This window comes from Janthinobacterium sp. BHSEK (assembly GCF_056174685.1).
On sequence record NZ_JBWBYV010000013.1, the window covers coordinates 1 to 14,650 of the forward strand.

The 14,650-nt window shown below is 62.9% G+C and carries 11 protein-coding genes and 1 pseudogene; 8 read left to right on the forward strand and 4 right to left on the reverse strand.

Annotated elements, in window-relative coordinates:
- From AC0V2Y_RS06500 to AC0V2Y_RS06535, 8 genes are all read left to right on the forward strand, one after another.
- Positions 1-685 (forward strand): hypothetical protein (locus AC0V2Y_RS06500; protein WP_475418324.1); only part of this gene is annotated, 685 nt, incomplete at its 5' end.
- A gap of 183 nt (positions 686-868) precedes the next feature.
- Complete coding sequence (locus AC0V2Y_RS06505) at positions 869-1,723, forward strand: hypothetical protein (RefSeq protein ID WP_475415933.1); 855 nt, start codon at positions 869-871, stop codon at positions 1,721-1,723.
- Positions 1,724-3,553 (forward strand): hypothetical protein, encoded by a 1,830-nt coding sequence (locus AC0V2Y_RS06510; RefSeq protein ID WP_475415934.1) that lies wholly within the window; start codon positions 1,724-1,726, stop codon positions 3,551-3,553. It abuts the gene before it with no gap.
- A gap of 68 nt (positions 3,554-3,621) precedes the next feature.
- Positions 3,622-4,050: a hypothetical protein gene (locus AC0V2Y_RS06515; protein ID WP_034785835.1), complete on the forward strand. Its 429-nt coding sequence runs from the start codon at positions 3,622-3,624 to the stop codon at positions 4,048-4,050.
- Positions 4,047-4,562 carry a glycoside hydrolase family 19 protein gene (locus AC0V2Y_RS06520; protein ID WP_475415935.1) on the forward strand — a complete coding sequence of 172 codons (516 nt, stop codon included), beginning with the start codon at positions 4,047-4,049 and terminating at the stop codon, positions 4,560-4,562. The genes AC0V2Y_RS06515 and AC0V2Y_RS06520 overlap by 4 nt, the downstream gene beginning before the upstream one ends.
- Complete coding sequence (locus AC0V2Y_RS06525) at positions 4,559-4,885, forward strand: hypothetical protein (protein ID WP_475415936.1); 327 nt, start codon at positions 4,559-4,561, stop codon at positions 4,883-4,885. Before AC0V2Y_RS06520 ends, AC0V2Y_RS06525 begins: the two co-directional genes overlap by 4 nt.
- Positions 4,886-4,998: 113 nt before the next feature.
- The gene (locus tag AC0V2Y_RS06530) at positions 4,999-5,178 is read left to right on the forward strand and encodes a hypothetical protein (RefSeq protein ID WP_475415937.1); all 180 of its coding nucleotides are present in this window, start codon (positions 4,999-5,001) and stop codon (positions 5,176-5,178) included.
- Positions 5,179-5,655: 477 nt separating this feature from the next.
- On the forward strand, positions 5,656-7,155 hold the full coding sequence (locus AC0V2Y_RS06535) for a nucleobase:cation symporter-2 family protein (RefSeq protein WP_475415938.1): 1,500 nt from the start codon (positions 5,656-5,658) through the stop codon (positions 7,153-7,155).
- Between the two features lie 42 nt (positions 7,156-7,197).
- Here the strand turns inward: AC0V2Y_RS06535 and AC0V2Y_RS06540 are convergent, their stop codons facing one another.
- The 4 genes and pseudogenes from AC0V2Y_RS06540 to AC0V2Y_RS06555 all read right to left on the reverse strand — a co-directional run.
- A complete protein-coding gene (locus tag AC0V2Y_RS06540; protein ID WP_475415939.1) occupies positions 7,198-12,216 on the reverse strand; it encodes a diguanylate cyclase domain-containing protein in 5,019 nt (1,672 codons plus the stop codon).
- 278 nt (positions 12,217-12,494) lie between these two features.
- Positions 12,495-12,896 carry a hypothetical protein gene (locus AC0V2Y_RS06545; protein ID WP_475415940.1) on the reverse strand — a complete coding sequence of 134 codons (402 nt, stop codon included), beginning with the start codon at positions 12,894-12,896 and terminating at the stop codon, positions 12,495-12,497.
- Positions 12,897-13,685: 789 nt separating this feature from the next.
- Positions 13,686-14,261, reverse strand: a complete 576-nt coding sequence (locus AC0V2Y_RS06550; protein ID WP_475415941.1) for a phage tail protein I — start codon at positions 14,259-14,261, stop codon at positions 13,686-13,688.
- Positions 14,254-14,650 (reverse strand): annotated as a pseudogene (locus tag AC0V2Y_RS06555) (baseplate assembly protein); the annotation flags it as partial. The gene AC0V2Y_RS06550 and the pseudogene AC0V2Y_RS06555, both read right to left, overlap by 8 nt.

A 14,650-nucleotide genomic window follows, 5' to 3' on the forward strand; every position in this document is an offset into this window, starting at 1 on the left:
TAGTAATAACAAAGGCACGGTCAATACGATGGGTAATGACTATGCTGAATATATTTTCAAAAGCTCAATGTGCGGCATCGTAGCTCCAGGCCAGATTGTCGGTATCACTGCGGGAAATAAGGTCACCGATCTGTGGGCCGATGCCGTTATGTTCTCGATCAAATCGACCGCACCCTCGTTTGTTGGTGGTGATTCCTGGGCGAATGACGTAGGGCAGCGCCCAGCGCCCCAGGCAGGGCCTGTGCCGACTCAACCCCTCCGCAGTAAAGATGTGGTCGCGCAGCAGGCAGTATCTGGCACCAACCCACCCGAATACGAGGACGTGGTAACCGAGCCGGGCGATAGCGACGAGGAATGGGCTGAAAAGCAGACGATTTTCACTGCTGCACAGGCCACCCACAACGCCGCCGTGCAGCAGGACGCCGAAGCCATGGCCGCCTTCAACGCGGCCCTGGAAGCCGTGCGCCAGAAAGTCGATCGCATCGCCATCGCCGGCCGCGTGCCGGTCAACGTGCTGGGCGCCCAGCCGGGCGACTACATCGTGCCGGTGCAGGACGGTGCTGGCATCAAGGGCATCGCCGTGCGCGAGGACGATCTCAGCATGAAGCAGTACCTGCACGCCGTCGGCCGCGTAATCTCGATCGAGCCGGACGGCCGGGCTTATGTAATGGTCAAGGCCGTGTGACCAGGCAGTCATCCCTCTCAAACCCGCTTCGGCGGGTTTTTTCATTTCGTCCACCAGTACCGGGATAGTCGAGGTGATGCTGTCGAAGCGGCGCTGGGAAATTGCCGCCACCGAGCCTATCGGCGTTGCCACTGGGTTTATTTCACCAATCACTTACCTCATTCTGGAAGGGGCATTGCTGCCATGAGCAATCTTCGCATCATCTACGACAACGCCGCTGACCGCGCGGTGCTGACTGCATCGAGCCAAACCGGCGAACTGGGTCCGGCCAACCTGCAGCGCGACAGCAAGAATGCCGTGCTGCGCGCCAGTGGCACTGCACAGACCATCACCGCCACCTGGCCGACGCAGGAGTCCATCGCCTGCGTGGCGCTGATCTCCACCAACATGACCAGCAGCGCGCGCATGCGCGTACGCGGTTATGCCCAGCCGGGCGATGCCGTACCGGTGTTCGACACTGGCAGCATCTTCCCATGCCCGGCTGCCGTGCATGGTTCCTATCCCTGGGGCGTTCTGCCGCTCGGCTGGAACGCCTATCAGTGGGGCGGCGTGAACACCTGGCCGTGCGGCGGCGGTGCCGACGGCGTGACATGGTTCGCCCCTGTGCGCGTGCGCAAGATAGTGATCGAGGTATCTGCGCCACAAAGCCCGGAAGGATACCTGGAAATCTCGCGTCTGGTGGCAGGCAACTACTGGTCACCGCAATATAACGCCGAGTACGGCGCCCAGTTGCAGACCCAGGATAGCAGTGAAAATTACCGCACGGGTGCAGGCAACCTGAAAACCGCGCTGGGCACGACCAGCGACAAGCTGAGCATCAATCTGACGCACCTGACACCGATGGACCGCACGCGCTTCATGCGCATCCTGCGCGAGAACGGCAAGGGCAAGGCAATGCTGTTCAGCTTGTTCCCGGAAAACCCGGACCCGCTGCTGGAGCAGGACTACATGCTGTATGGCAAGGCCAGCAATATCGACGCGGTAACTACGCCGTACTTTGAAACTTATTCTGCACCACTACAAATTGAAGGAATTTAAATGGCTGATAAATTTTATGACGGTATGCCCAACGTCAACGAGAAACTGAATGAAATGGATCGGGCGTTTGCGGCGGGACCGTACAATGCCTTGCCATTGTCCGGCGGGAATATGAAGGGTACGATCTATTCGAATGCCCCGATCACGACAACTCAATATGTGCAAGCTTGCGCGTATGGCCCAGGCCCTATTGTGAACACCGGTATGAAGACTGGCTGGTGGCGAATCGGAAAGTTTAATTCCGCACAGCAGGGGATGGAGGCATCAATTCGTGTAAGTGGAACCACGTCGTACGGTGCTGTTGCCGGTACGTCGAACGCCATGGCAACCATCATCCAACTCCGGGTAGACAACGACAGCAAGATACGCGGTGTTTTCCACAACGAAGGTGGGGCGACAAATAACACCGTATCGGAAGTGACCATCACGGACGATGGTCAGATATATATCCTGTGTGGCGCCTTCTTTTCCCTGGCAATTTACTGTGAGTCTACCTGCTGGCAGGATTCTGACGTGTCGTATTACGGTGTGGCTGCCGAGCCCCCAGCCGGAACTTTGGCGACCTCCATCTTTGGCTTGAAGCTTGGTGCGCAGAATACGGTAACGTTCGAGCGGCAGCGGACCACTTTCGATTCTTCGTCAGTTTTGATCGGTCCAAAGCAAATAATTGCCGGAGGGATATCTAATACTCTTTGGGCAAGTGCTCTTCGGGCACCAAATGATGGGGTTGCGGGGGGCGCCGGCACCTACTATGAAACGCTGTCCATGGGGGTTGCATCAGTTCCAGGCTATTCCAATGCCGGTAGATTTTTTTGGAGTACCCGTAGTCACCCGGGGAGCAACGGAAAGGGATTTCAACTACGTTTGAATGCTGTCGATGCGAGCTTGCCTGATAATGTCACACCAGTTATGGATATTAATGGCACCGGCGACATTGCCCTGCCAGGCGTTATTACTGCTGGCCCAGTTATCCCGTTAAGTGCGCATCAGTTAACCCGTAGGACTGCGGAGTTCGGTGAACTTTGCTACGTTGGGCGCGTCGAGACAGGGGTCACTTCCTCGTGTTTTGCCATTCGAGCGTCAAATGGTGCTGGCGGTTGGGGCAACAGTGCTTCGGTTGCATACGTCGGGCGAAACTCCACGACATCGCGCTCGATTAGCGCCGCTGGCACCATCAATGCCGGCGGTACCGATTACGCTGAATATATGTTAAAGGCACCTGGATGCACGGGTATTCTTCCGGGGCAGATTATCGGCATCGATGTTGATGGAAAACTTACCGACCAATGGCAGCGCGCCATTGCCTTTGCTGTTAAATCGACTGATCCTTGTATGGTTGGCGGGGATCGATGGGCGCGGCATTTGGGTGAGCGTCCGGTGCCTGTTGAACGTCTCATGCCTTCCACGCGTCAAGTGCTGCTCAGTGAGGCTGTTGCTGCCATTGACGCCGTGATGGAAGTGGTCGATGGAAAGCTGGTTGAGGTTGCGCCTGCCGTGCCGGCCCGCGAAGCGCAATATCGGGAAGAAGCAATACCGGGAGATACCGATGAAGAATGGGCCTTTAAATGCGCACCCGGCCTCGCGTTTGAAGCGGCCCTGGAAGCGGCGCGTCAGCAGGTTGACCGCATCGCTTTCTGCGGTCAGGTACCTGTGAACGTCCTGGATGCCACACAGGGGCAGTACATCGTTCCGGTGCAGAAGGGCGATGGCGTAGGGGGCTTGGCTATACGCGAGGAGGACATGACACTCCAGCAATACATGCGCGCCATCGGCAAGGTCATCGCCATCGAAGACGATGGGCGCGCCCGTGTCATCGTGAAGGTGGCATAGACACTGTGCATGCTACATCCAAACCCGCTTCGGCGGGTTTTTTTATTTCCACCACCTGAAAGGCAATCATGGCCCTCGAAACCACCGCCGCCGGCGGCGCATTGATCAAACTTTTTGGCGTGCCCGTGCTGGCCGGCGCCGCCGCCACGTCGCTGGGCTTCATGTTCATGTGGCCCCAATCCACCAAGGAGGCATTTATTCGTTTTTGTTCCAGCATCATCATTTCCACCTTTCTCGGCCCCGTGCTCGTGGCCGCCGTGCTGTCGTGGTGGCCCAGCCTGTTCGACAGCGCGAAAACCGTGGCGGGCCTGTATGGCGGCGATCCGGCCACGGGATTTTTGTTCATCGCCGCGCCGCTGATGGTGGCGGCTGGCTTGCCCGCCTGGTGGGTGCTGGGCGCGTGCGTGCGCTGGTTCGACAAGCGGCGCGGCAAGGACATCGGCGAACTGGCGGCTGATGCGGCCGCTGCCGTCAAGGATGTGCGGGGCATGCTATGACCGGCGCCCAATTGATGCAGATCATGCCGCTGGCCGGCCGCCGCGCTACGCTGTTTCTGGCGCCTCTGAATGCGGCGATGGCCGAGTTCAACATCGATACGCCTGTGCGCCAGGCGTCCTTCCTGGCGCAGGTCGGTCACGAATCGGGACAGTTGCGCTATGTGCGCGAGCTGGCCAGCGGCGCGGCCTATGAAGGGCGTGCCGACCTGGGCAATGTGATCGCTGGCGATGGCGTGCGCTTCAAGGGACGCGGCCTGCTGCAGGTGACGGGGCGCGCCAATTATGCGGCATGCGGCGTGGCGCTGGGCCATGACTTGCTGGCGGCGCCGCAACTGCTGGAGCAAACGGCTTTCGCTTGCCGCTCGGCGGGCTGGTTCTGGCAATCGCGCGGCTTGAACCGCCTGGCCGATGCGGGCGATCAGGAACGGGTGACGCGCCGCATCAACGGCGGCGTGAACGGCCTGGCCGAGCGCCTGGTCTTGTATCAGGCAGCGCGCAAGGTGCTGGCATGAAGCCGTCGTTGAGTATTGCGGCCATGCTGTTGCTGCTGGGCGCGGCCGTGTTTTGCGCCCAGCGTTGGGGCCGCGAAGCGGGCCGTGCCGCGTGCGCGGCGCAAGTGAGCGAGGTGCAGGGCGTGTTGCGGCGCCAGAACCAGGCGCTGAACGCGATACGGGAGGAGGGCGCGCGCCGGTCGGCGCGGGTACGGCAGGCGCTGGCCACGGCGCAGGCCGGGCAGGCGGATGCCCAGGCTGCAGCGGCGCGCATCCTGGCGTTGCAGCCAGAAGGCGACGCCTGCCGAGCCGCCGAGGCGCTGATCGCCAGCGAAATGCCATGAGGCCGCCGTGCGAACGTGCTGGAAGGCGTGTAGGCGGCCTCGCCAGCAGTTTAGCCAGTTTATTGCTGCTGAGTTTCTTGACCGGTTGTGCGGCCTGCGCGCCAGCGGCGAAGGTGGAAGCTTGGCCCGTAAGCGCGCCATGCATCGCCACGCGCCCCGTCGCGCCCGTCTTGCCGGCGGTGCCATCTCACGGCATCTTCGAGCAAGTGCAAGCCCTGCTGGCGCGCGAGCAATTGCGTGCCACCCATGTCCGCCAGCTGGAATCGCTGCTCGATGCCTGCTCCGGCAGCTAGCAAAGCCTGACAACGCAAAATAAAAACGTAGCGGGCGGAAGGAACGATCGCGCCGCCGCTGGCCCCGGAAGCGCAACGGTGCGCAGTAGGGTCCCGCCGGGGCAGTGGGCATCGCAGGCCGCAAATGACGACGCGCAGCAGGTCTTATCGGCGGTCCAGGCTGCCGTCGTCAGTCAACAGTGCCCTGCCGTCGCCGTCGCCGTCGCCATGTGCCGCCTTCTGGTGCAGGCATGGGACGGCGTGAGAGAAAACGGTGCGCCCTTCGTCGCATTGGCCGCTCTCCGGCGATGTTTTGCCACAATTCCTGTATACAATTCGCCTGGCACGATGCGTGCATGGCATACCTTGGTCATCCCATCCAAGGAGCTTCGCATGCATCATCGGTCGCTGGTGTGTTCCTGCCGTCCCGTTTCTGTCTTGCCTTTCCCCTTCATCTGCGCCCATCCGGGCCGCGGTAACCCAGGAAATGGAGCGTAAATGGCCTCTCCACGTTTGAAGTCCATCCACCGCCAAGCGCCCGGCGCCGCGCCTGCCGTGCCGTCCCCCGTCGATGAAGTGCTGCCCGCCGGCAAGCTGTTCACCTTGGGCTTGCAGCATGTGCTCGTCATGTATGCGGGCGCCATCGCCGTGCCGCTGATCGTCGGCCGCGCCCTCAAGCTGTCGCCCGAGCAGGTGGCGGCGCTGATCAGCGCCGACCTGTTCTGCTGCGGCCTCGTGACCCTGATCCAGTCCCTGGGAATAGGCAAGCATTTCGGCATCCGCCTGCCCGTCATGATGGGTGTCACCTTTGCCGCCGTCAGTCCCATGCTGGCCATGGCGAACAATCCGGCCCTGGGCATCACGGGCATCTTTGGCGCCGTGATCGGCGCCGGTGTCGTCGCCATGCTGATCGCGCCGTTCATCAGCCGCTTGCTGGCGCTGTTCCCGCCCGTGGTCACGGGCAGCATTATCGCCGTGATCGGCGTGTCGCTGATGCGCGTGGGCGTAAACTGGGCCATGGGCGGGCCGCCCGCCATGGCCCAGATCGCCGATCCCGTCTTCCTCAAGATGGCCGCTGCCGCCACGGCGGCCGGCTTGCCCGCGCCGCTTGGCCCCGTGCCCATGATTGCCAACCCCGGCTATGGCGCGCTGGACAACATGGGTATCGCCTTCTTCGTGCTGGCCGTCATCTTGCTGGTGGCCAAATATGGCCGCGGTTTCCTGTCGAATATCGCCGTGCTGATCGGCATCATCGCCGGCACGGCCCTGTCGTTTGCGCTGGGCAAGGCCGACTTCGCCAAGGTGGCCAGCGCCAAGGCCTTTGCCATCGTCACGCCGTTCCAGTTCGGCATGCCGACTTTCGACGTGGTTGCCATCGTGACCATGAGCCTGGTGATGATCGTCGTCATGATCGAGTCGCTGGGCATGTTTTTGGCACTGGGAGAGATGACGGGCAAGCGCATCACGCAGGACGACATCGGCCGCGGCTTGCGCGTCGATGGCCTGGGCACCCTGATCGGCGGCATCTTCAATACCTTCCCGTACACCTCGTTCTCGCAGAACGTGGGCCTGGTGGGCGTGACGGGCGTGCGCAGCCGCTGGGTCTGCGTGGCGGCCGGCCTCATCCTGCTCGTCATGGGCGTGATCCCGAAGATCGCACAGACGGCAGAAGCCGTGCCGGCCTTCGTGCTGGGCGGGGCAGGGCTGGTGATGTTCGGCATGGTCGCCGCCACGGGCATCCGCATCCTGGCCGGCGTCGACTACAAGAGCAACCGCAACAACCTGTTCATCGTGGCCCTGTCGATTGGTTTCGGCATGCTGCCGCTGGTGGCCGAGCAATACGCGCAGCACATGCCCAAGGCCCTGTCGCCGCTGCTGCACAGCGGCATCCTGCTGGCCGCCATCGTTGCCGTGCTGCTCAATCTGTTCTTCAATGGACTGGCCTCAAAGGACGTGGCGAGGGAGCAGGCGCGCGACAACAGTCATGGCAGCGAGTGAGGCGCCGCGCGGCGCCTTAAACCTGCGCGCGCCGCATGCCGGTCAGCCAGCCGGCAGAAGCCTGAGCACCACGCAATTGCGCCCCGCATCCTTGGCCTGGTACAGCGCGGCATCGGCCAGGCGCAACAGGGCGTCCGGATCGGCGGCGCCCGGTGGCGGCTGGATCGCGATACCGACGCTGATCGTCACCTGCTGGCCATCCGCACCTTCATGGCAGATCGCCAGATCCTCGATGGCGCGCCGCAACGCTTCGCCGGTCTGGCGCGCCTCGTCCGCGCCGGTGTTCGGCAGCACGATGGAAAACTCTTCGCCGCCATAGCGCGCCGTCAGGTCGCCCGCGCGCCGCATGCCGGCCGCCAGCGCCTGCGCGACCCGGATCAGGCAAGCATCCCCGGCCTGGTGGCCATGCCTGTCGTTGAAGCGCTTGAAGTAGTCGACATCGAGCATGACGACGGCAAGCGGCTGGCCGACGCGCGTGGCGCGCGCGCATTCGGCACGCAGCACGTCGTCGAAATGGCGCCGGTTCGCAAGCCCTGTCAGGCCGTCGGTGATGGACAAGGTCGCCAATTTGCGGTTGGCGTCTTCCAGCTGTTCCGTGCGTTCGGCAACGCGCCGTTCGAGGCTGTCATGCAGCCTGGCGCTGGAGATCGAGATCATCGCCTGTGCGCCCAGCATGCGCAGGAACGCCACGCGTTCCTGCGTGAATGAGGCTTCGGCAAGCCGGTTTTCGAAGTACAGGATGCCGCCGGTCTGGCCGCCGTGCCGGATCGGCAGGCACATGACGGCACGCGGCCGCTGCAACTGCACGTAGGGGTCGGCGGCAAAGCGCGAGACGCCCGTGATGCTGTCCTCGATCACCTCGGCACCTGTGCGGATGACGTAGCGCAGCAGCGACAGCGGGAACTGCGGGTCGCTGGCGGCGTTCAGGTCGAGCGGGCGCGCTTGCAGGACGGCGACGCCATCGCCATCGATATTCGCCTCGAGCTGATAGCTGCCTTCGGACAGCAGCAGCAGGCGCGCCACCTGCGCGCCGGCGTTTTCGCACACGATGGAAATGAGGCGCGTCAGCACGTTGCGCAGGCCCACTTCGTTCGACAGGATCTGCGATGCCTTCAGCAGCGACACCAGGTCGAGCGCGGCACCGCCGTGCGTGCCGCGGTCTTCCATCCTCGACAGCAGTGCGCCGTGGCGTGCCCGCAGCTGCGCCACCTTGCCCTGCGCGCCCCACTGGCCGTAATGCGCGATGGCGTCCCGGATGAAGACCCCGGCCACGCGCGCGTGACCCTGGTCGGACCAGCATTCGCCGCACAGTTCATTGCCCAGCGCTTGCACGTTGACGTAGCCCGCCAGGCCGGCCGCGTCGATCGCCTGCTGGTACAGGCGCGTGGCCAGCTGCAGATCTTCCCGGTAGCGCGCCAGCTCGGCCATCACCAGCAGATGTTTGGCGTGGCTATTGTCCGAGCCTTGTCTGGCCCAGCCGGCGAGGCTCGCCTGCAGCGTGCCGATCACGGCCAACACATCGCCCGCATCGGGGCGCGCAGGATCGCGCCGCAAGGCGCGGATCAGGATCAGCGCGGCGTAGAAACTGCACTCGGCGACTTTGGCCTGGCCGCGCATGATCTGGGTGACGCCGCCGAGCTGCCCGGCCAGCAGCTCGGCGTCGGCGCCGTCGAACAGGTAGGCGTTGCGTATCTTCCCTTGCAAGAAGTAGGCGCGGTACAGCTGCGAGTCGCCATAGCGTTCGAGGAAGCGCGCCTCGCTGAAGGCAGCATCATCGTAGCTGTCGTGACGAGGCAGGAGGCCCATCAGGCACTTGATCGGCTGGACCGCGGCGGCGACGCAGCAATCGGCCATCGCCTGCTGGCCGTTGGCGCGCATCAGCGCCAGGTCATGCTCGATGTCGTGCATCAGATGCGGCAGGTAGTCGCCGAGGATGATACGGTCGGTGGCGCGCACGGCCGCCACCACGCCGACCTGGACGAAATCGGCGATTTCCAGCGCCCAGCCAAAGGCTTCTTCGTACAGGGCGTCGGAGCTGCGCAGCGGCTGCGTCCAGTGGTTGCTGAGCGCGCCGAACATCAGGCCCGTGAGCGTGCGCGTCTGCAGGTTGGCGCGGCGCCTGGCCAGCGCCATCGCCATCGCTCCAAAGCCATAGCCGCGCGCGACGTCGCCGCTGTACAGTGCCAGCATCATCGCGTAGCCGACATAGGCGACGGCGCTGAAATCGCTGTTCCCCCGCTGCATGGACAGCCGCGTCATCGACACTACCATCAGCGCGCTCAGATCCTGCTGGCCGGCGTAATAGCTGGCCATCCACAGGCCCTGCATCATCTGCATCGCGGCCACCGCATCCGGCTCGCACATGTCATCGGCCGCCAGCAGGGTATCGGGCGCATGCGCGCCGGGCTGGCGCCCGATGTCGGCGAGAATGTCGCTGAAGCGCGCCTTCATCTGCGCCACCTCGTGCGGAATGTCGATGTGCAGCAGGGCCAGGCCGTCGCGCTGCACGGCGATGGCGTCGAGCAGGCGGCCCTGCAATTGATACTGGTGCGCCTGGATGGCGATGCAGCGCAGCTGCAGCAGGGGGCTCAAGGTATGCGCGCGCACCTGCGGGTAGATCGCCTCGGCGGCATCGAACTGGCCGCACAGGTAGGCCGCTTCGGCCGCGCCCAGCTGCAGGTCGAGCCAGAGCCCTGCGTGGACCTCCCACGCCTGCGCCGGCAGCAGGCCGAGACCAATGCGCATGTGCTCCAGGGTGGAGTGGAACGCGGCGGAACGCCGTGCCTTGACGCCGGCCTGGAGATTGAGCGTCGCCAGCTGCAAGCGCTCGCCCGCATCTTTGATCAGCGCGCGGCCGGCGTTGAGCTGCTCGACGATCTCGAACAGCGCCTCGTCCCGACGCTCCGGCGTCGCGTGGCGCAGCAGCAAGCGGCCGATGAGAAGATGGTTGGCCACGCGCGTATTATCGTCAGCGGCCAGGTAGGCGGCTTGCTGCACCCGGTCGTGCAGGAAGCGGTAAGCGACGCCGCTGTTGGCCGAATCGCTGTCGCCACTGACGTACTTATAGCGTTCGTCGAGCGGCTGGATCAAGCCTGCCCTGAGCGCCGGCCACAGGTCTTGCTGCGTTTTCCGGGGGGCGCGGTCCGTTGCCAGCGCCAGCGTGTCGAGCGTGAAGCGGTTGCCGCAGGAAGCGGCCAGCTGCAGCAGGTGCTGCGTCACCGCGGGCAGGCGGCGGATTTTCTCCAGCAGCACCTCGACCACGTTATCAGTATATTTGGCCTGTTGTATCGCGGGCAGATCCCAGTCCCAGCAATCGTCTTCGGCCCGGTAGCGCAGATGGCCCGTCTCATTGAGCGATGCGAGAAACTGGTTGAGGAAAAAGGGATTGCCGGCCGTCTTGCGGTAGCAAATGCTGGTCAGCGGCGCGCAGTCGTGGGCCGCCACGCGCACGGTCGCCGCGACCATTTGCGCCACCTGCGGCTCGGTCAGCGCGCCCAATAACAGTGTCGACAGGCGGACCTCGCGGGCGAGCAGCTTGTCGTGCAGCGCGATGAGCGGATGCGCGGCGCTCACTTCGTTGTCGCGGTACGCGCCGATGAACAGCATGCAGCTCTTGTCGCAGGAGACCATCAGCAGTTCGATCATCCGCAGCGTGGCCGCATCGGCCCATTGCAGGTCGTCGAGGAACAGCACCAGCGGATGCCCGGCGCAGGCGAACACTTCGACGAAACGGGGGAACAGGCGGTCCAGGCGCAGCTGGGCCTGTGCCGGGTCCGACGCGGGCACCGCGTCCGTGGGGCCGACGATCAGTGCCAGTTGGGGAATCAGTTCGACCAGCATGCCGATGCCGCTGCCCAGCGCCGCGTGCAGTTTCGCGGACCACTGGCGCAGGGTTTCCTCGGGCTGGCCCAGCAGTTGGCGCACCAGCCCCTGGAAGGCCTGGATCAGCGAGGCATACGGCACGTCGCGCTGGAGCTGGTCGAATTTGCCGGACAGGAAGCAGCCGCGCCGCGCGATGATGGGTTTTTGCACTTCGTTGACGACCGCCGATTTGCCGATGCCCGAATGCCCGGCCACCAGCAGCATCTCGCACCTGCCGGCGGCGCTGCGCTCAAACGCCGCCAGCAGCACGGCGATGGCGTCCTCGCGCCCATGCAGCGTTTGCGGCACAAGGAAGCGGCCATTGTGGTCGGACAGCTTGAGCGCCTGCGCCGGTTTTTTTGCGCGGCAGGCTTCGAGGTCGCCGCGCAAGCCCTGCAAGCTCTGGTAGCGCTGATCGGCATTTTTTTCCAGCAGCCGCTGGATGATCGGCAGCAGCTGACCAGGCAAGCTTGCCAGCGCCGGGTGCGACCAGTCGGGACTGCGCGCAATGTGGCAATGCACGAGTTCCATCTCGTCGCACGTCTCGAACGGCGCCTGGCCGGCCAGCAGTTCGTAGAAGGTGGCGCCGAGCGCATAGAAATCGGCGCGCCAATCGACGCGCCGGTTCATGCGCCCCGTCTGTTCCGGCGCCATGTAGCGCAGCGTGCCTTCCAGCGTCTGGAGATTGGCGATGCCGTGGCTTTCGTAAGGCAGTTCACAGGCGATGCCGAAATCGATCAGCTGCAGCAGGCGCCGTTCATCGTTCCACACCAGATTGGCGGGATTGATGTCCTTGTGGATCACGCCCTGATGATGGACCGCCTCCAGCGCCGCGCACAGTTGCAGCGCGATGTCGAAGAAATCGTCCAGCGCCAGTGCCGGCTGCGACGGCGTCCTGCGCGCCGCCACCTGCGCGCGCAACACCTGGTCGAGCGCCTGGCCGCCGCAATCTTCCACGATCATCGTCCAGCACCCGCCGTGCAGCTGCAGTGCCAGCGGATGCACCACGCCCGGATGCCGGCAGCGGCGCGCGATCGCATACTCGCGCTTGAATTGCGCCAGTTGCTGAAAGGAGGGGAACTGCTGATTGGGCTTCTTGACGATCAGCGCCGTGCCATCCGCGGCCCTGGCGCGGTAGACCCGCGAGCGCGCGCCGTTGTGCAGCTGTTTGATGATCTCGTGGTCGAAAAGGGGGCGCATGGGCTAGCAGTACACAGACGGTTGCGGGAGCCTGAAGGCGCACATTTCGTAATGTTACTTGATTGTAAGTATTATATCAGTAGGGCGGCCTGGCGTAAGCGCGGGGTACGTGGTGCGATGGGCGGTGTTGTATAAAAGCCGGCAGGGCTGCGACGGCCGCGTGCGACGCATACTTGTTTTACGGGCACGACCAGGGGATGGCTTGGCCGTACATGTCAGTGTTCATGCAATGCATGATGCCGAAATCCGCGTGCGGATGCACGCGGTGGCGGGGTGATTTAGCTCTTTATCATCTTTATGAAGCCGATAAGGACAATGAAAAAGGCAATAAGGCTGATCCATATAGAGACGTTATTGGTTTTTGTGACGTTATCTAAGAGTTGATTGGCTGTTTGTGAATTAATCGCCATGGTCTTGTCGATCGAGGCTTGGGTAGCTGCATTCAACTCCTGTTCGTAGAGAGCGGAGAATTTTGATCTATCTTCAAGCGGCAGAGTTTTGATGAGGGCCTCTATTTCGTCGCTTTGGTCAAGGGCTAGTTGATGGGTATTCTGCCCAGCGATGGCGGCTGCTTGCAGCGCCTCAAAGTTTTTAACAGCCAGGTTTCTGACAACTGCCCTATCTACGGCAGGAGCAATGCTGCCATCGGCGGATGATGGCATTTCTTTTTCTAAATTCATACTTTCCTCGGTTTTCTATTGTGAAAAATTGTGATGTTTGCCGGCGCCTTGTCTTTCGACCATGCTTCGCCATAATGCTATGGCGACCAGGCGTGTTCATCGTTTCAGAGCGTAGGATAATCCTATTGAGCGGAATCAATTCAAAAACGACTTCGCCGGTAGCAACTATGCCACGTTGCTTGTGTTTTTTGAAGGTGGTGTCCCCATGCCCATTTTTGTTGCGGTCAAATACCCGCCACGTTGTGGTTCCCACTCGGGGGCGATACAAGGACGTTTAAGCCGGAAGTGGTAATACTGAAGGATAAATGCCCAATTTTGTGAGGTAATGAGATCGAATTGGTCGACGAGACGCTAATTCAGTATGTTCAGGCGTGGACTTGTATGTCTATCTTGCCTAGCGCTGATGCCGCTGTCACGGGACTTCACCTAAGTAATTCTCAGGAAAGTCTTGTAAATTTATGACGAACAGAACCGGATGCAATGCAGGGCGCCCGCTGCGACGCATTGCGAGCACTGCCAGCAGTGGGCAAGCTCGTCGGCCATCTTGCAGAGTGCCGGTTATGGTAGTCAGAAATCACAATAATTTATCGGGGGGGGACTAGGCAGCCCCTAGCGGGCGGCGACGGCGAAGCTGGGCATGCCGATGATATCGGTCGTTTTGCTATCCCACTGGCTTCCTTTTGCAATGCACAATAAGCTGAACGGATGATGTGGCGCATGATTGACGATCCCGCATGGTTGGGGCTCCAGGAGGGCCGTGACGGCGGCTCGCTCGGTTTCCGGCGTAGGCTAACCAGGTGTGCCTTGCGCTTGGCGAGGATGGCTTCGAAGTCCCGCACATCGACATGTTGGGCGCGGGTAGGCGCAAGCGCCCGCGTAGACGTTGCCGCGACTTTCCAGATAAATGGCCAGGCCCGTCATATGGCGGCTGACGGGCTTGGCATCGGCAATCAGGCGTTCCATTTCCTGAAACATGGTGTCCGTGATGCCAGCGTCCAGCACGCCCACGTCGAGACGGAACGTGCCCGGCACGCCCGGCGGCGTGGTTTGCCACCATTCGGTGATGCGGATCAGGTAGCCCAGGGACTCCACCACGCGGCGCACGGAGGCAATCGTGCCCTTGTGCTTGTGGATGAAATAGGACGCCTTGATGGTGCCGCGCTTGGTCGATTCGGGCCAGGCGTCGTCCCAGCGGTCCACGGAACAGGCCCAGGCCAGAAACGGCAGCAGATTGACGGGGCAGCGGTCGGCGCTCCACAGGTCGCGCAGCGGCACGGGCACGTTGACCAGCTCGGCGCAGGCCACGGCAATGGCGCGTTCCAGCGCCGTGGTGTTGGGCGGCAGGGTCGGCACGAGCTTACTCATCGCGCACCACGACATTGAGCTTGATGGCCGTGCAGCGCGCGGCCTGGGTGGCGTTCAGTTCGATATCCGCCGCCGGGCTGGTCAAGACGACCTTGCGCACGCCTTCGACGTGCACGGCGGCGCTGCAGGCGGAACGGTAGATGCTGTGGCCCAGCGGGCGGCGCGGCTGGGACACGCGCACGGCGTTGGCGCGCGCCGCGTCCAGCAGAATCGGCACTTCCGGGCCGACGCCGATAAACAAGGTGGCCTCGATCTGGTAGTCGATGACCTGGGCAGGTTGCACCGTCAGGCGGTCGCCCAGGGGGCGCACTTCTTCGGCGTTGAGTGCGCGCGCCACGGTGGCCAGCAGCGCGGCGTCGGCGATGCCGGTGTCATTGTTGGCCAACACC

What these genes read in the sequence shown, in the direction of transcription:
- AC0V2Y_RS06505 (WP_475415933.1), top strand. Translation starts at nt 869, where the DNA reads ATGAGCAATCTTCGCATCATCTACGACAACGCCGCTGACCGCGCGGTG.
- AC0V2Y_RS06510 (WP_475415934.1), top strand. Translation starts at nt 1,724, where the DNA reads ATGGCTGATAAATTTTATGACGGTATGCCCAACGTCAACGAGAAACTG.
- AC0V2Y_RS06515 (WP_034785835.1), top strand. Translation starts at nt 3,622, where the DNA reads ATGGCCCTCGAAACCACCGCCGCCGGCGGCGCATTGATCAAACTTTTT.
- AC0V2Y_RS06520 (WP_475415935.1), top strand. Translation starts at nt 4,047, where the DNA reads ATGACCGGCGCCCAATTGATGCAGATCATGCCGCTGGCCGGCCGCCGC.
- AC0V2Y_RS06525 (WP_475415936.1), top strand. Translation starts at nt 4,559, where the DNA reads ATGAAGCCGTCGTTGAGTATTGCGGCCATGCTGTTGCTGCTGGGCGCG.
- AC0V2Y_RS06535 (WP_475415938.1), top strand. Translation starts at nt 5,656, where the DNA reads ATGGCCTCTCCACGTTTGAAGTCCATCCACCGCCAAGCGCCCGGCGCC.
- AC0V2Y_RS06540 (WP_475415939.1), bottom strand. Translation starts at nt 12,216, where the DNA reads ATGCGCCCCCTTTTCGACCACGAGATCATCAAACAGCTGCACAACGGC.
- AC0V2Y_RS06545 (WP_475415940.1), bottom strand. Translation starts at nt 12,896, where the DNA reads ATGAATTTAGAAAAAGAAATGCCATCATCCGCCGATGGCAGCATTGCT.
- AC0V2Y_RS06550 (WP_475415941.1), bottom strand. Translation starts at nt 14,261, where the DNA reads ATGAGTAAGCTCGTGCCGACCCTGCCGCCCAACACCACGGCGCTGGAA.